Below are 17,510 nucleotides of genomic sequence, written 5' to 3' on the forward strand. Positions count from 1 at the left end.
CCATTTGCACCGCTATCTAGCGGATTTTAGGTGATTTGCGTGCAATTTTTGCAATTACGCTCAAACCACATTCCGTCAATTTCTAAAACTTGAGTCTACTACACTCAAGTTTTGTTTTCAAGATGTTTGTGGCGTTTCCTTATACAACGGTTGCTTGCGACTTTTCCTAAGTATTTTCCTAAGTATTAAATATGTCGTAATCTTAAAAATATGAGAATTGCACGTTTTTCGTATAATGAAGTTCCGCAGTACGCTTTCGTTCAAAAAGACGAAGCAGACGGTAAGGATTATTTAGTAGCGCTAGAAGGCCATCCACTAAGCCCTCAAGGAGTTAAACCAACAGGTAAGCGCTACGAGTTAGACGCCGATGGCGTGCGCCTGCTTGCACCGGTAATTCCTTCAAAAGTCTACGGATTGGCAAAAAACTACGATACGCGTTCTGCTGAAGAGCGCGCATCTTCTGCTGTGTTGTCAAGTCACACGGCAGCAGACATGGTGATTTTTACAAAGCCGAGCACATCTGTAATTGGCCCAGACGACCCAATTGTTATTCCTGCTTTTTCAAACGATATGAATTTTGAGCCAGAAGTGGCTGTTGTTATGGGCAAAATCGCCAAGAATGTGTCGGTCGATAAGGCAATGGACTACGTTTTTGGCTTTACTTGCGTAAATGACGTGACTTTGCGTGATTGCGCAGGCAGCGATCCAATGTTTACGCGCGCAAAAGGATTCGACACGTCTTGCCCACTTGGTCCATGGATTACAACCGAGCTAAATTGGCGAGACGCGCATATCTCGTTTACGCTTAATGGAAAAGATGTGCCAGAGGCGAGCGGCACCACAGCGCGATTGATTCACAGTATTCCAGAGCAAATCGCTGCGATTTCAAGCTTCTCAACTCTTCTTCCAGGAGATGTGATTTTGACAGGAACGCCGTATCCAGCAGGAACTTTGCACGCTGGCGACGAAGCGATTGTGCATGTAGATGGTATTGGTTCGCTGCGCAATGTGATTATGCATGCGTAACGGTAATAAAAGTAAAAGATAAAAATCAGAAGCTAGACAAAACTTAATACTATACAAATGCGCGCGGGCCAAAGATTGCCGAACCAATTCGAACCATCGTCGAACCTTCGGCAATCGCCCACGCAAAATCACCAGACATTCCCATTGAAAGCTCTAATTTTGTAGAGTTTCCATCATGATCTTGCGCGAGTTGTTCACTCACGCAATCTCTAATTTCTCGCAATTTTGCGAAACCACTTCTCACTATTTTTTCATCATCCACGCGCGCTCCAAGTGTCATAAATCCGTGCAAATTAAGCGCAGGCAGGCTAGATATAGCGAGAGCTTCGTCAATCGCACGTTCTGGCGCGCATCCGGATTTCGTAAATTCTCCCGAAACATTCACTTCCAACATAACGTTTGTGCAAAGTCCCAAATTTTGCGCGCGAGCAGATATTTTTTGCGCAAGCTCAATGCTGTCAACCGACTGAATCCCATTTGCAAGCGGCAAAACTTTGTTTATTTTATTGCTTTGCAACTGACCTATTAAATAGAGCGGAATTTCGCCGTTTACACCAACATTTAAGCCTTCTTTAGAGGACTCCACGCGTAAAATTTCGGCTTTTGCGACAATTTCTTGCGGACGATTTTCCCCAATTACGCGCACTCCAGCTTTAAGCGCTGCCATAATTTCGCCAACATCTCGCGTTTTAGTTGCAGCAAGCAGCGTAACCGACTCAGATTTGCACCCATAATGCGATTCGGCTTGAGCAATGGCGTCTTGCACACTGTGCACACCGTCGGCAATTTGACGCGCACGAACACAATCGACCCAAGTATTCGCTAAATCTTTTTGCGTCATGTATGCCATTTATTACCCCAATCTATCATTCTAAATACATAGTTTAGTCAAGGAAGGGCACGGATTTGTCTGCTAGGTTTGCGCGAACAGAATCCCACGGCGTTTCGTCGCTTTCAAACAAAGCGAGCGCATCTGCAGCGCTCATATCTACTGGGCGAGTTTGCCCAGGGTTCTTGTATCCCAAAAGATACATGCAATAGCCAATCATGCGCTCGGCGCTCCAACCAGCTTCTCGAAGTGCGCCAACATCAAGCGAATGTTTACTTTTGGCAAGTCGCTCGCCTTGAGCGTTATCAATTAGTGGCAAGTGCGCAAATTGCGGACGCACATAATGCACGCCGTTAGCCGCAAAAAATCCCAATTTTTCCAGCAATTCACCAATCCAAATTTGAAGCGCAGCAGAACGAAGCAAATCGCGTCCGCGCACAATGTCGTTTACTCCGCTCAAAACATCGTCAACAACAACCGCAAGCTGGTAAGAAAAAACGCCATCCGCGCGACGAATCACCATATCCCCCAAGTCGCGATCAATATTAAAAGATTGCGCACCAAAAATCGCGTCTTCAAAATCAATATTTGCCTCCCTCGAATCAGCCGAAGGAACAGCAAGCCGCAAAGAATGTTGTTGATTATTTTGCAAACGCTTTTCGATTTGCGCCAAGCCTTGCGCATTTTTGCGAAGATTTCTGCACGTACCTGGGTAGCGTATAAAGCCGTCGCCTTCTTGCGGCGCTGCAATCGCGCGAATATCGGAACGCGAGCAAAAACACGGGTAAATCAGGGAATTCCCGTCTCCGTCTTGCAAAGATTCTAACGCATCAAGAGCTTCTTGGTAGAGTGCAGTGCGCTCATGCTGATAAGTCGGCTCACCAACCCAATCAAGCCCAGCCCACTTCAAATCGTCAATCACTCGCGCGCTTGCATCTTTTGGCATTCTAGCAATATCGAGATCTTCCAGACGCAAAATCATGCTTCCACCTTGCGACTTTGCAGAAAGCCAAGCAGCCAACATTGCTACCATATTGCCAATATGCATACGCCCAGAAGGAGTCGGCGCAAAACGACCAATTGCAATAGGTGACTTAGAAAACATGATTTCGTCTTTCTAATATCTTTCTTAAAATCTTTCTTAATAAGCACAAGTTTGCAAAACATAAACTTGCAAAATAAAAAGCGCGTAACGCATTCATACTAGCATCACGCGCTTCTTACAACCGCAATTAATCACAATCAATAACAGTTAAAAGCAACTGTTTTATGCAAATAGCGACTTAAACATAAGCACGCCCAAGATTGCGCCGGCAATAGGGGCTACGACTGGAATCCACGCCTCGCCCCAACGAGAAGAACCCTTGTGTGGAATAGGCAAAATGGTGTGGAGCAAACGCGGCATAAGGTCTCGAGCAGGATTCAAAGCAGGACCAGTCGGACCACCCATAGAAGTCACCAATCCCCAAACAACAAAGCCGACTACGATTGATGCTCCAGCCAAATTCTTCTCTCCCCAAGGAGAAGTAAGGCAGCAAAGCGCAGCCAAAACAAGCACGAGCGTGCCAAAGAATTCGTTTAGGAAGTAGTTAAGCTTGTTATTGTAAGCATCCGTAGTGCAGAACGTGCCAAGAATAGCCTCTGGCTCTTCGGTTTCGTTGTAATGTGGCAAATAAGTTACGTACACAATAAGCTGACCGACCAATGCACCCAAAAGCTGAGCCACAATATACGGAAGTACGTTTGCCCAAGGGAACATTCCGCAAACAGCTTGCGCAATTGTCATAGCAGGATTTATGTGCGCGCCAGAAATTCCACCGAACATTAGCACTGGGAACATAACGCCAAAACCATAGCCCATAGCAATGTTTAGCCAGCCTGCGTGATGACCTTTAGTGTTTTTAAGTTCAACATTGGCAACGGCTCCATTGCCAAAAATCATAAGAATGGCAGTGCCAATAAACTCAGCTGCCAACATTACTGTAAATGAGTGTTGCATGGTCCTTCGATCCTTCTTAATTGTTTTGCTGCTTTTGCTTTTGTACCACATCTCATTTTCAAAGAAGCTAAGAAAATGAATCCAGCAATTATTATTCCAACAATTATTCTTTGATAGTTTCCCCTATGAACACGACACTGCGAGTAAATATCAAATAGTCATATATCAAAAGAGGCCCGCCACACTGGCGAGCCTCTTACTTACAAAAACAATCTTCAGCGGTTCTATCTGCACAACATCCTCGTTGCAACGGTAAAGTCTTATGTATCCGTCCAACGTAATTGGAATCTAACATCCATACATTTTCTGTGGTCTACCGCTCTTTTAATTTGTTCTTGTGATTCTTATTATTACTGTTTTTTGTTCTTTAGTAAAGTACAAAATCATCTTTGTTCGCATATTGTAATTAGTGTTCATTCGCACATAAAAAATAGATGGTTTTGCATCATTTTGTGAATATGCAATGGTTGTCATGTTCAGATGCGTTCACATATTGCAATTATCGGCGTGTCGAGCACGCGCAGCTGCCGACACTCAGTCGCGCACTTCCCTTACAGCGCATACAATTACGGAGTATGGTACAAATTTTTGACGCTCCCTCAAAGGCGATTCTGCGCGGTCAAATTGCAGAGCACATCGCCGAAGACGAAAAGGCAGAAAAGCGTGAAGCTCGTGAGGGCGAGCTACCGTTGCCAAAAGATCGCTTCTTTGACCGCGAGCTTAGCTGGTTAAAGTTCAATCGTCGCGTGCTTGAGTTAGCGCAAAATACTGATTTACCACTTCTTGAACGCGCTAATTTTGCAGCCATCTTTGCTTCCAACCTAGACGAGTTCTTTATGGTCCGAGTTGCAGGCTTAAAGCGCAGAATCGACTCAGGAATCGCAGTAACCGCTGCAAGTGGGCTTAGCCCGCGTCAGCAGTTGCGCGCGATTAGCGAGGTTACGCATCGTCGTCAAGATGAGCATGCGCATTATGTTATTGACCACATTTTGCCAGAGCTTGCTAAGCAGCGCATTGTTATGCTCAGTTGGGACAAGCTTACGCAATCCGAAAAAGATAGACTTTCAGACTATTATCGCAAGCAGGTTTTCCCAGTATTAACGCCACTTGCAGTGGATCCTGCACACCCGTTCCCATATATTTCTGGCAAGTCTATTAACTTGGCTGTTATTGTAGAGAATCCAAATTCTGGAAAATCGCATTTTGCTCGCGTAAAGATTCCAGATAATTTGAATCGTCTTGTTCCAGTTGACGATTTAACCGACGAAGAGGGTCGCGAAGAGCGCTACGGCTTTATTCCTATGGAAAAGTTGATTGCAGCACATTTGGAATCGCTTTTCCCAGGCATGATTATTAAAGAAGCGCGATCTTTCCGCGTTACGCGTAACGAAGATATTGACGTTGAGGAAGACGATGCAGAAAACTTGCTCAACGCTATGGAAAAGGAGCTTTTGCGTCGTCGTTTTGGGCCGCCTATTCGTCTTGAGATTTCCGACGAAGCTAGCCCATTCTTGTCTCAGTTGCTGGCTAATCAGTTGCGCGTAAGCCCAGAAGAAGTATATCGTTTGCCTTCGCCGCTAGATATGACGGTTCTTTTTGAGTTGCAAGCGCTGGATCGCCCAGATTTGAAGTATCGTCCGTTTATTCCTACTACAAATCGCCAAATTGCAGAAGTTGAAACTAGCCATGCGCAAGATATTTTCGCTTCGATTCGCGAGCATGATATTTTGCTTCATCACCCTTACGATTCGTTCTCTACTTCTGTTCAGGCGTTCTTGGCGCAAGCGGCGGCAGATCCAAAGGTGCTTGCAATTAAGCAAACGCTGTATCGCACGTCTAGCAATTCGCCAATTATTGACGCTCTTGTTGACGCAGCACACGCTGGCAAGCAGGTTCTTGCGCTTGTTGAGATTAAAGCGCGATTCGACGAGGACGCTAACATCGCTTGGGCGCGTAAGCTTGAGCGCGCAGGCGTTCACGTTGTTTACGGCATTGTTGGATTGAAGACGCATTGCAAGCTTTCGCTTGTGGTTCGCCAAGAAGCCGAAGGATTGCGCCGCTATTGCCACGTTGGTACTGGCAACTATAACCCTAAGACGGCTCGCCTTTACACAGATTTGGGCTTGCTTACTTGCGATCCTGTAGTTGGTCAAGATTTGACTCGCTTGTTTAATCAGCTTTCGGGTTACGCTCCAAAGTCTAGTTTCCATCGCTTGCTTGTGGCTCCTCGCACAGTTCGAACGGGCATTATTGAGCGAATTCGCAGGGAAGAGGCAGCGGCTCTTGCTGGAAAAGAAGCGTGGATTAAGATTAAAGTCAATTCTGTTGTTGACGAAAAGACGATTGACGCTTTGTACCGCGCGGCTCAAGCTGGAGTAAAGATTGACATTGTTGAGCGCGGAATTTGCTCGCTAAAGCCTGGCATTGAAGGATTGAGCGAGAATATTCGAGTTCGCTCTATTCTTGGCAGATTCCTTGAGCACAGCCGAATCTATGCTTTTGCTAATTCTTGCGGTCCGCAAATTGGCGATGGTCCTGCAAGTGGCCCAGAAGTGTGGATTGGCTCGGCCGATTTGATGCATCGAAATCTTGATCGCCGCGTTGAAACACTGGTTCGCATAAGCGCTCCAGACCAGGTGGAGGCGTTGATTCAATACATTGATTTGCAAATGGCTGATTCAACAGTTTCTTGGTGGATGGATGGAGATGGCACATACACGCTACATTCTCGCGATTCCGAAGGTCGTCCTCTAGTCGACAGTCAGGAATATCTAATTCATACTCACACACGCAAACCTCGAGGTGTGAACTGATTGCGAGTAACTAATAAACAATAGGCAAAGAGCCAGATTCAGAAATATGATTCTGGCTCTTGTTGTATTTATTGCTCCTTCTAATCTGACTAAATCTCAAGCGTTCCCTCAGCCAAATCGCTAGCCACGAACGTCATAAAATAAAATGGCATAGTCGCGATTTTCTGATTTGCATCATAGCCATAATTATTTTTAGAAACTTTTATTGCAAACTCAAACTTGTTGTGCATTGCAAACTTATTTAGAGAATTAAGAGTTCCTCTGCCTTTTTTAACATCAATCGGAAAAAGTTTGTTATTTGATTCAATTATAAATTCCAATTCTGAATCTGATTTTCCGCGCCAATAAAACAGTTTTAAACCATTTGCGCTAAGTTCGTTTGCAACGTAATTTTCGAAGAAAATACCAGATAGCGTATTGTCTCTTTCGTTTGAAATAAAAGATGCTGCATTAACTCCGCTTTGATATGAGAACATGCCAATATCGCACAAAAATAGTCGGAAATTACTTTCGTTTTCTTGCATAAGCGGCGTGGTTATATGCTCTTTGAGTTGGAATGACTGATTAACAATATGAGTCATAAGCAGCCACTGAATGGACGTCGCAAAATCTCTAGTTCTACTGTCTTTTTTAATAAGACCAGCTGAAAAGTTTTTTGATTCCTTGTTAAGCTCTCTGAAAATATTCTCAAATAAAAGTCGAGATCTTAAAATCGATTCGCTACTTGCTTGGTACAACTCCATATCTGCAAGATAATTGTCATAAAGCGAGCGCAAAATCTCACGCGATTCTAGTAAATCTTTACGTTCAATGTATGCCTGTACTGCTTCTGGCATACCCCCAATCAGCAAATATTTATAAACCTCATTTAACGCAAGATTGTGTATTTCTGTAGGCAGCGCTTGCTTAGAATCATAGGCTTCGCGCACCTTTGAATATAGAAGACTATTATTGTTTAGTAGGAACTCACCAAAAGTCATTGGATAGATTGTTATCTGGTCAATTTTGCCTACTGGAAAGAGGAATTGACCAACTGCTGATTTCGACGAATTTTGCTTGTGAGCTTCGCGATGCAATTTAATTCGCACCATTGAACCCGTTGCAATTACGTGAATTTTTCTAAAATCTTGGCAAAAATATTTAAGCGACGAAATAATATTTGGGCATTCTTGGATCTCGTCAAAAATCAGCAAAGTGCCTTCATCTATAGCCTTGAAAAATCGCAAAGACAAGTATTCTATAATCTTTTCTGCGTTTGCTGTGCTTTCGCAAAAGTTACGAACCTCATCTTCTTTTTTAAGATCGATGTAAATATAACTATTTTTATAATATTTTTCCGCAAAAAGTTCTTTTACTAGATACGTTTTGCCAACCTGGCGCGCACCCCATATTATTAGCGGCTTGCGATTCGGCTTGCTATTCCAGGCGATTAATTTTTGTAATGCTAGTCGTTCCATGGCTTACTCTTTTTAATGTTGATATTACAACGATTATAGCATTATTTGCCAGTTTTAGGAGGTTTTTTGAGCAATTATTTGCCAGTTTTGGCATGTTTTTTACGCCATAATTTGCCAGTTTTTGTAAGTTTGGGAATTTAGTGTTGCCAATGTTTTAGTACAAGTCAATTACACGCGCGAGAACAATAATCTTATTCTTTAAATTTTCAACTACTTTTATGTACATTTTATACAAAAAACTATTTGTAGATTGCAAATATGATATTTTACGATATTCTTATATAAGATATATCGCTGTAGATAGTAGATAATAATCAAAAAATTGATGCTATTTTTGGTTAAATAGCAAACTTAGCACTGGAGACCACTATGTTGCTTAATTTTAGCGTAGAAAACGCGCTAAGTTTTCGTCAATCGCAACAATTCAGCATGCAAAGAACCGTACATGCAAAAAACAGTTCGTGGTCCCATCCAGATGTATCAACTCTTGCAGCCATTTACGGAGGAAATGCCTCAGGGAAAACAAATCTGCTAAAATGCATAGCATTCTTAAAAAATTTTGTGGAAGGAAGCTTCAAAAGCGGCAACTCAAATTCAAAAATAAATGCACTTCCTTTTCTTTTGAATAAAGAGTCTGAAAATAAACCTTCAACGTTCTTTATAGAATTTATTGCAAGAGATAAAAACAGGTATAAATATTGGTTCACCTTCAATAATAACTACATTATTGAAGAGGTACTATGGCTTTTCCGCTCTACAACAAACAGAAAAACTGTGCTGTTTGAACGAGAGCATGGCAAACCAATGCGATTTGGCTCAAATCTAAAAACCATAGGAAAAACTGTAGAAAAAATTACGAGAGACAACGCATTATTTCTATCTGCAGCTGCAGCATCAGGTGTACAAGCATTGCAAGCTGCATACGAAGAAATAACTTCTACACAGCAATGCAAAACAGTTGACTTTGATAAGTATTCCAATAATTTGATAACAGTTTTACAAGAAAATCCAGATTTTGCATCCAACATTAGCAAGTTGCTAAAATATGCAGATTTAGGATTAAAAGGTGTAACAGTCCAATCCGAACAGCTAGATGCTAAACAATCAGAAAAACTAGCGAGACTCGCAAATCTTCTTAATGAACTTGACGGAGACAACAATAAACTTACAGATAACACTTCTGAAAACGCTGAAAAATTGCAAAAATTCAGTGTTTCACGTTTAATGTTTACACATTCTGGTCAAAAAGATTGCCAACTTCCTGAAGATTTTGAATCTTTAGGAACTAAAACAGCATTATTGCTATTTGCTTTCGTTATAGATGCATTATCAAAACATTCCATACTTCTAATCGATGAAATCGACACAAGTCTAAGCATGCAATTCGTGTCTGAAATACTCAAGCTTTACAGTAATCCAGAAACGAATCCTAACCAATCGCAATTAATTTTTACTACTCACGATTTAAGTCTTATTAGTAATTCTGGAACCGACAAAACTATTCTCGACAGAGATCAAATTTGGTTTATAGAGAAAAATACATTAGGCGAATCTTCACTACATCCACTTACGGAATGGGAAAACCGCAATGTAAACTTTGGTAAAAACTATCAACACAACATATATGTCTCAGCGCCACAACCGTCTCTATATGATGTTTTTGCGGAAATACTTACAAATACTAACAGAAGCTAAAACACTACCAGTATTCAAAACGATATAAAACACTAGTATTCATGAGGAGCGGGCTATGGTTCATGTTCCATCACACGGCCGTTCAAAGAAACAGTCGAAACGAAATAAAAGATTCCTCATTGTTTGTGGCGGTGTAGTTACAGAGTTTGAGTATTTTAGCTATATAAAATCAGAAGTAAGTAAATATTGTGCTACATCATGGGATATTCATAAATCAATTAACATAGAAAAAGAGGGCGTAGATCCACTCACTTTAACAAATTATGCGATTAAACTTGAGAGATTAGACTGCAAAGAAGCGAAAAAAGAAAACTACAATCCGTTTACACTGGTATGGGTTGTAACAGACGTTGATGAATTTGGAGAAAAAATTCAACAAGCTCAATCTAAGTCGGATTCAACTTGTGGGAAGATAAAATTAGTAATTTCCAACCCTTGCTTCGAAGTATGGCTTATTGACCATATAAAAAGCTGTCCTCTTTCTTGCACAGAAACGCGAGATTGCCAAAAAGAAGCAAAAGAACTTGGGCTACTTCACAACACTACTGGGAATAAAAATAAGCATATCCAATTAGAAAAATTAACTGGAAACTATAAGAATGCTTTTAAAAACGCAAAGCAGCATATGCAAACCGAACAGATAGAAAATCGCAAAAATCACCCTTCAGTAACTCAAAAGTCAAACTACGCTCCTTGGACAGATGTTCCAGAAATAGTAGAAACAATATTAAATGAATGCAAGCGTGTATCAGGAATAGATTTGTCAGAAAAATTGTGAATTAATGATGTAACTACATATGTCTTCATTACTGTTATTAACAGCAATAATCTAGATGTGGGTGAGATGATGGCGCAATATTGATGAGTCATCACGTCTATGGAGTGAATTATCACAGTCACGGAAGTTAAAATGACAGTCACAGCGCTTTTATCACTATCATGACTGTGATAAACGTAAGCAACGTAAATATGCGAAAACCAGCAACTAAATTGACTCTAACCAAATAAGCGAATAAACGAATCGTAATAAATAACCAGGCACAACTAAAAGTTGCGAAAGAAAACCGCTAAAATAGTGAATATGAGTGTAGTAACGACGCGATACGTTGAGGCGGCTGGCGGAATTATTTATCGCAAGCGAAATACAATAGACAGCTCAAACACAAGTGACTTGAAAAAAACAAGCAATCAAGCGAACATGATAAGCGATGACGACTTTGAGCTTTGCCTAGTCTACCGTCCTAAATATGACGATTGGAGCTGGCCAAAAGGAAAGAATGAGCCAAAAGAATCGCATCGTCACACAGCTGTGCGCGAAGTTGGGGAAGAAACAGGCTACGCAGTAACACTAGGACCTCACATTGCACAAATAGAATATCCGCTTGAAAACGAAGGCAAAAAATCAATCTCAAAAAGCGGTGCGAAAAACAGTTCACAAAACAACAACAAAACAGAAGTAGTTAAGCGAATTCACTACTGGATGATGCGCGAAATAGACGAGAATGCCGCAATGAAGCGACTACCAGCATTTGGTCCAATAAAACCAGCAAAACCTACTGAAATTGGCAATGTTATATGGCTTACTCCTTCTAAAGCTCGCAAAAAACTCACACACGATAGCGATAGAAAAGTTTTAGATGCTTTTCTTGAAAAGCTACACGATGGTCAAACTGAATATAAGACATTGATACTAGTACGACATGGAAAAGCTGAATCACGTAAATCATGGCAAGGCAGCGAAGCAACTCGTCCAATCACTCCTCTTGGATCTGCAGCATCCTACGCTCTAGGTCGTGAGCTTGCTTGCTATGCTCCAAATCGAATTGTCTCGTCACCTTGGAAACGTTGCGTGGAAACTGTTGCAACTTTTGCACACGATTCTTCTCTTTCTATAGAACAGATTGCGGAACTTACTGAAGATCATCATGAGAATAAACCAAAATCTACATTATCTGTTCTTATAAGTGAAATACAAAATCTTGATTGCAACGCACAAAACACACAAAACACAGAAGCAAATATTAACAATTCAATAGTTATGTGTTTGCATCGCCCTATTATCGGCACTTTCTTTGACTATTTGCGAGGAATCACAAAACCGCGAGCGCATAAACGTATACTTAGCCAAAAATCTCCATACATGCCTACTGGTAGCGCAATAGTTTTGCATATTAGCAATACTTCTAAAGGCGCTCGCATTATTGATATTGAAAAGGTGTTACCAATTGTCTACTAGCCTTAATTCACAATCGAGTTCTATCCATTCGAGCAGATCTGCTTTTATGCCAAGTCCAATAGGTGCAAGTCGCCCAAGCAGACCTGCACAAATGGATCCTGCAATGCTCGCGCAAATTGAAGGCGGCACAGATCCACAAATTGTAAACGAAATCAGCCACACTTCAGCAGCAGTTCTGCTTAACCGCGTGCATAAAACACAATCTCCAGAGATTGTGGAACGCGTACTGAATTTGGTTGAGAATGAGGGTATTGAGGTCATCGCAGACTTGTGGAGTCAAGCGCAACCTGATTCGCTCCCTGGAATGCTTTTTAGGCTATATTTGCTTCGGGAGTCTTTGCGTAAGCAGCGAGAAGCATATGCGGAGTATTGGAATCTTGGAGAACCTTCTGCAACTAGTGCTTCCGCAATTACTGGAATTGACGAAGCTCCTACAGGAGAAGATATTGCGCGACTCGCGGATTCTATTCTTTCTGGTGCTTTCACGGGCGATTTTGCTGTTGCTCTATATCGAGCTTCTGCGTTTACTGCGATTATTTCGTGCGGAATGCGTTCTTACGCGAAAAAATTAACACAGAAGATGAACGATTCCAAAAGAGATGATTCACAGCTTCTTGCTAGCGTTTTGCACAAATCCGCAAACATGCATGCACTTTCCTTATGCTTCGCTAATGGAGCTAAATTGTGGAGACTTGGAAAACTCGATTAGTTTATTTGTTATCACACTGCGTTTATTTGTTATACAACAGCGCGGCGCGCTGAAATCTAAAAGCATGTATACTCGGGAAGTGACGCTGGCTTGTGTTTAAGCCCCGGGCTCCATTTTTTGCCGCTGCGAGCGGCGTTTGCGCCGACAGGCGCTTTCGCAAGTCAGCGTTTTTAAGTATGTTTTAATTTTCCAGCAATTCACAAAATTCAACCTTCATTAACACTTGTTTATATTTTTTCTAAATAGTCACGGCACGCCGATAGCTTAACATGCCGCACTTGCACTAATCTAGAAGGTATGGATCTTCATGTTTTACATCATCCGCTGGTGGACCACAAGCTCACCGTTTTGCGTGATAAGAATACACCTTCTAACATTTTCCGCGAGTTAGTTTCCGAATTGGTAACTCTCGAAGCATACGAAGCAACCCGCAATTTGGAAGTTAGCGATCGCGAGATTGAAACTCCTATTTGCAAGATGACTGGCAAGCATTTGAACCGCCCACGCCCAATGGTTGTGCCAGTTTTGCGCGCAGGTTTGGGTATGCTTGACGGCATGACTCGCCTTCTTCCAACCGCTGAGGTTGGATTCCTTGGTATGAAGCGCGATGAGCAGACGCTCGACATCGTCACTTATGCTAACCGTTTGCCAGAAGATTTGACTGGTCGTCAGTGCTTCTTACTGGACCCAATGCTTGCCACTGGTGGCACTCTTATTGCGGCTACGCACTATTTGGCTGAGCGCGGCGCTAAGGATGTTACTGCTATTAACATTTTGGCAGCTCCAGAAGGCTTGGAACGCCTGGAGAAGGAGATTGATCCTTCTATTGACTTTAAGGTTGTTGTTTGCGCTGTTGATGAGCACTTAAACGACAAGGCTTATATCGTTCCTGGTCTTGGCGATGCTGGCGATCGCTTGTATGGTTTAATTGATTAATAGTTACTAACCGAATCAAACGAAAACTAGAATCAAAAACTAGAATTTAAAACCACAAAATAGCCTGCTGTTTTGCAACACTTTGCGATTTTCAGCAGGTTATTTTGTATTTAGCGCGGACGAGTTACTGCCACTTCGCGAGCGCGATTTGCCAATTCGTCCAATTTTTCAAGCTCCGCGCGCTGAGCATTAGTCTGCTTTGGTGCAAATTCTCCGTAACGATTCTGCGCAGCTGTACGAATTAAAAAGTCAGACAAACGCGGATTTTTTGGCAAAACTGATCCGTGCATATAAGTGCCGATAACGTTGTATTTGCGCGCACCTTCCGTATGATCTTCGCCGTTATTTCCGCAATTTTCGCCATCAACTGAGCCGAGTGGCTGCGTACCACTCTCCAAACTTGTGCGACCAGAATGGTTCTCGTATCCCACAATATCTCCAAAATCGCGGCTATGCTCAACAAGATTCCCAATCATGCGCACGTCTTGACCAACCGTATGCTCTCCGAGTATGCCTATGCCTTTAAGCTTTTGGCCTTCAATAGTCTCAAAGTACTCTCCAAAAAGCTGGTAAAGCCCACAAATCATAAGCATTGGAACGCCATTTTTTGCAAGCTCGCGAATCGCGCCCGCGCGCGCAAATAAATCATCCGTAACTCTACTTTGACCATGATCTTGACCACCGCCACCAAGAACCATATCTACTCGCTTTGGCCAATCATCGCCAACGTTGTACTCGTGAAGCACAGGCTTGTAACCGTACAATTCCGCTCGACGCATAATCGTAAGTACATTGCCATAGTCACCGTAAATATTCATGTCTTTCGGGTACAGCGACACAATATCTAATACACGATTTTCGGCTTTATTAGTAGCATTCGCTTGACTAATATAATTAACATCACTCATATCATTCATGACGACTACTTTCTTGCTACTTTCCAACTCCAACGTCTTTAACGCTTGCGATTTGCCCCAACGTAGATCGCACGCGAAGCATAGCAGTGTATGTGCAATATATGCGCTTAGCATTTTTAGCATCACTACTAAAATCGCCATTTACAAAGGTTTTAACATCTTCTTCTAAATCAGTGTTCACATTTCTAGAGGCAACTTTGTCGTATTGTAAACGCAAAGCCATATCCCACGCGCGCGTGCCAGAAACACAAGTGACTCCAGTGCCACTAAAGCATGTAAAATCAACGTCCCACAGCCAGCTCATGTCTCGCCCATCCGCGTATTCGTCACAAATCGCAATCATTGTGTCATGATTTGCAGTCTTATCCGAAGCGAGCGCAAGTCTAAATCCAATAGGATTTTTCACTAGAACAAGCTCCACAGGAGCGCCGTTAACTTCGATTACTTCGCCTCGACCAAATGCTGGCGTTACGCGAGAAATAGATTCCATAAGCGCATCGTCGTCGAATTTTGCGAGTGTTGCATCTTTTTTAGCAGCATCTGCCAAAATAGCGCGCACAATCGTAGACGCAGCAGCCGCGTTAAAAACGTTATACACGCCTCGCAGCTTAACGCTAGTGGTTTTTCTATGCCCATCAATCAAAAAATCGGCTTTATTATCTGCAACTTTTGCCAAAACAACATCTGCATGCGGAAGATTACGCGAATCGCCATTAAAATCGCCACACAAATCACTATGCAAATCGTCGTCAGTTGGAAACATGCTTCTTAGCGATTCGTCCAAACCGAAATATTTTACCTTACAAGACGGCAAAACATCTTTAGAAAGCGCAAAAATTCGCGAATCTTCGCGATTTAACACAACTACTCGCTTAGTTGCGTGCGCAACATTGCTCAACAATTTAGCTGTAGTGTCAATCTCGCCAAATCTATCTAACTGATCTCGCATAACGTTTAGAAGAAGCGAATAGCGCGGCTTTATTTGATTTACAAAATGCACCGCATAAGCTTCATCAAGCTCTAAAACAGCTATATCCGCATCTAACTTTGTGCCAAAAACAGGCATTTCTTGCACCAATGCTGCTACAACTCCGCGTGTAAAATTCGATCCCGTAGGATTTGTAAACACGCGCAATCCAGCATCTCTAAGCATAGACGCAACCATGCGAGTTGTAGTGGTTTTACCGTTAGTTCCAGAAATTAACACAACACCATAAGGTAATTTTCCTAGCGTTCTAGCCAAAAACCCAGGGTCTAGTGTTTCCACAACTTTGCCTGGTAAAGCACTTCCTCCGTGGTTTGTCGCGCGCGAAATCATCCTAACCAGTTTCCCTACAGCTGGCATTATGAATCCAAAACAACAGCGTTTTACCACTTTATTTTTGACGATCATCAATCCCCCTATTAACTCTACTGCTGATATGCCTGAGACTGATGCGAATCATAACCTTGAGCATCATTACCTTGCGAATATGATTGCGGCTGGTATCCTTGCGGCATATCTTTAAACTTAGACGTTGCTCCAAGAAAAGCTAGATTAAATGTTTCTGTAGGACCATTACGATGCTTTGCCATAATAATGTCTGCTTCGCCTGGACGATCTTCTTTGTTGTAAAAATCAGGTCTATGCACAAGAAACACAACGTCAGCATCCTGTTCAATAGATCCCGATTCGCGCAAATCTGAAAGCTGAGGCTTTTTATCGTTTCGCATTTCTGGTCCGCGGTTTAGCTGGCTTAGCGCAACAACTGGCACTTCTAGCTCTTTTGCTAAAAGCTTTAATGCACGCGAAAACTCCGAGACCTCTTGCTGCCTCGATTCGACTTTCTTTCCAGAAGTCATAAGTTGCAAATAGTCGATTACAACCAACTTTAGATCGTTCGTTTGCTTTAGTCGCCTGCATTTTGCGCGAATTTCCATAAGACTCATATTTGGGCTATCGTCTATAAAAAGCGGAGCGTCTTTCATTTTTGACCAAAACGCATTTAGCTTAGTCCATCTATCTGTTGTAATGTCTTCTGAAGTTCCGCGATGCATTGCCGTCATTGGAATATCCGTTTCGGCTGCAATTATTCTTTGAGCAAGCTCCAATTTGTTCATTTCTAGCGAGAACACGATTGTTGTCATATTGTGATGCAACGCTGCAGAACGCGCAAAGTCGATTCCAAGAGTTGACTTTCCCATTGCAGGCCTACCAGCTACGACTACCATTTGCCCTGGTTGCAAGCCTTGCGTCATGTCGTCAATATCTCTAAATCCTGTTGGAACGCCTTTTTCAATCTCGTTACTTTGCAACTTGTCTAATTGTTCGAGAGCATCTTGAACAACAGGACCAATAGCAGAATAATCCTGGTGAACTTTGCCAGAACTCATCTCGTAAACTTCGGATTGTGCAAGATTTACAACGTCTTCTGCTTGATCTCCCGTGGCAGAATACCCCATTTGCGCAATCTTTGTTCCAGCAGCAATCACATTTCGCAAAATCGCATTTTTGTGTACAATATCCGCGTAATATAACGCGTTTGCAGCTGTTGGAACTGATGCAACTAGACTATGCAGGTAGTCTGCTCCACCAATTTTCTCCAGGTTTTCGTCTTTTAGAAGCTCGTTTGCGACTAAAACAACATCTACTGGTTGTGAACCAGAAAATAAGCTTATGATCGCGTCGTAAATTGTTTGGTGTTTTGGCACATAAAAGTCTGCTGTTTCTAGGATTTGCGAAACTTCGCCAATGGCATCTTTGCTCATTAGCATTCCACCTAAAACGGCCATTTCCGCGTCTTCGTCGTGAGGCGGAACCTTGTCAAACAAAATACTGTTATATGATGCGTTGCCTGACTGGTTTGCGTCATTTCTACTTGACTTCCACATATCATTACCTGCCATAGAATCG

At 42.3% G+C, this 17,510-nt stretch carries 14 protein-coding genes; 7 read left to right on the forward strand and 7 right to left on the reverse strand.

Annotated elements, in window-relative coordinates; translation table 11 throughout:
- Window positions 1–210: 210 nt before the first annotated feature.
- Complete coding sequence (locus HXT53_RS06650) at window positions 211–1,026, forward strand: fumarylacetoacetate hydrolase family protein (protein WP_119675978.1); 816 nt, start codon at window positions 211–213, stop codon at window positions 1,024–1,026.
- Between the two features lie 49 nt (window positions 1,027–1,075).
- On the opposite strand, the gene HXT53_RS06655 is transcribed toward HXT53_RS06650, so the two are convergent.
- The 3 genes from HXT53_RS06655 to HXT53_RS06665 form a co-directional block, all read right to left on the reverse strand.
- Window positions 1,076–1,876: a YggS family pyridoxal phosphate-dependent enzyme gene (locus HXT53_RS06655; RefSeq protein WP_004137718.1), complete on the reverse strand. Its 801-nt coding sequence runs from the start codon at window positions 1,874–1,876 to the stop codon at window positions 1,076–1,078.
- A gap of 34 nt (window positions 1,877–1,910) precedes the next feature.
- Window positions 1,911–2,960: a glutamyl-Q tRNA(Asp) synthetase gene (locus HXT53_RS06660; RefSeq protein ID WP_248898561.1), complete on the reverse strand. Its 1,050-nt coding sequence runs from the start codon at window positions 2,958–2,960 to the stop codon at window positions 1,911–1,913.
- 162 nt (window positions 2,961–3,122) lie between these two features.
- Window positions 3,123–3,854 carry an MIP/aquaporin family protein gene (locus HXT53_RS06665; protein WP_004116393.1) on the reverse strand — a complete coding sequence of 244 codons (732 nt, stop codon included), beginning with the start codon at window positions 3,852–3,854 and terminating at the stop codon, window positions 3,123–3,125.
- A gap of 575 nt (window positions 3,855–4,429) precedes the next feature.
- On the opposite strand from HXT53_RS06665, the gene HXT53_RS06670 reads away from it, so the two are divergent.
- On the forward strand, window positions 4,430–6,667 hold the full coding sequence (locus tag HXT53_RS06670) for an RNA degradosome polyphosphate kinase (protein ID WP_004114108.1): 2,238 nt from the start codon (window positions 4,430–4,432) through the stop codon (window positions 6,665–6,667).
- 89 nt (window positions 6,668–6,756) lie between these two features.
- Here HXT53_RS06670 and HXT53_RS06675 read toward each other — a convergent pair whose 3' ends face one another.
- Window positions 6,757–8,124, reverse strand: coding sequence for an ATP-binding protein (locus tag HXT53_RS06675; RefSeq protein ID WP_246943459.1), 1,368 nt, complete (start codon window positions 8,122–8,124; stop codon window positions 6,757–6,759).
- 369 nt (window positions 8,125–8,493) lie between these two features.
- Here HXT53_RS06675 and HXT53_RS06680 point away from each other — a divergent pair, with 369 nt between their 5' ends.
- From HXT53_RS06680 to upp, 5 genes are all read left to right on the forward strand, one after another.
- Window positions 8,494–9,819 carry an AAA family ATPase gene (locus HXT53_RS06680; RefSeq protein ID WP_421780265.1) on the forward strand — a complete coding sequence of 442 codons (1,326 nt, stop codon included), beginning with the start codon at window positions 8,494–8,496 and terminating at the stop codon, window positions 9,817–9,819.
- Between the two features lie 55 nt (window positions 9,820–9,874).
- Window positions 9,875–10,597 (forward strand): RloB family protein, encoded by a 723-nt coding sequence (locus tag HXT53_RS06685; protein WP_009994243.1) that lies wholly within the window; start codon window positions 9,875–9,877, stop codon window positions 10,595–10,597.
- 303 nt (window positions 10,598–10,900) lie between these two features.
- Window positions 10,901–12,055: an NUDIX hydrolase gene (locus HXT53_RS06690; RefSeq protein WP_048730804.1), complete on the forward strand. Its 1,155-nt coding sequence runs from the start codon at window positions 10,901–10,903 to the stop codon at window positions 12,053–12,055.
- Window positions 12,056–12,101: 46 nt separating this feature from the next.
- Window positions 12,102–12,764, forward strand: coding sequence for a hypothetical protein (locus HXT53_RS06695; RefSeq protein ID WP_020760408.1), 663 nt, complete (start codon window positions 12,102–12,104; stop codon window positions 12,762–12,764).
- A gap of 297 nt (window positions 12,765–13,061) precedes the next feature.
- Window positions 13,062–13,700, forward strand: a complete 639-nt coding sequence (upp, locus tag HXT53_RS06700) for a uracil phosphoribosyltransferase (protein WP_004114100.1) — start codon at window positions 13,062–13,064, stop codon at window positions 13,698–13,700.
- Between the two features lie 110 nt (window positions 13,701–13,810).
- Here the strand turns inward: upp and HXT53_RS06705 are convergent, their stop codons facing one another.
- The 3 genes from HXT53_RS06705 to dnaB form a co-directional block, all read right to left on the reverse strand.
- Window positions 13,811–14,617, reverse strand: coding sequence for a type 1 glutamine amidotransferase (locus tag HXT53_RS06705; RefSeq protein ID WP_285085050.1), 807 nt, complete (start codon window positions 14,615–14,617; stop codon window positions 13,811–13,813).
- 16 nt (window positions 14,618–14,633) lie between these two features.
- The gene (locus tag HXT53_RS06710; RefSeq protein ID WP_373271603.1) at window positions 14,634–15,962 is read right to left on the reverse strand and encodes a MurT ligase domain-containing protein; all 1,329 of its coding nucleotides are present in this window, start codon (window positions 15,960–15,962) and stop codon (window positions 14,634–14,636) included.
- A 65-nt stretch (window positions 15,963–16,027) separates the two neighbouring features.
- Entirely contained in the window at window positions 16,028–17,503 is a 1,476-nt protein-coding gene (dnaB, locus tag HXT53_RS06715; protein WP_004116417.1) for a replicative DNA helicase, read from the reverse strand.
- Window positions 17,504–17,510 lie beyond the last annotated feature (7 nt).

The sequence above is a fragment of the Gardnerella sp. KA00390 genome, assembly GCF_049244075.1.
GTDB lineage: Bacteria > Actinomycetota > Actinomycetes > Actinomycetales > Bifidobacteriaceae > Bifidobacterium > Bifidobacterium vaginale.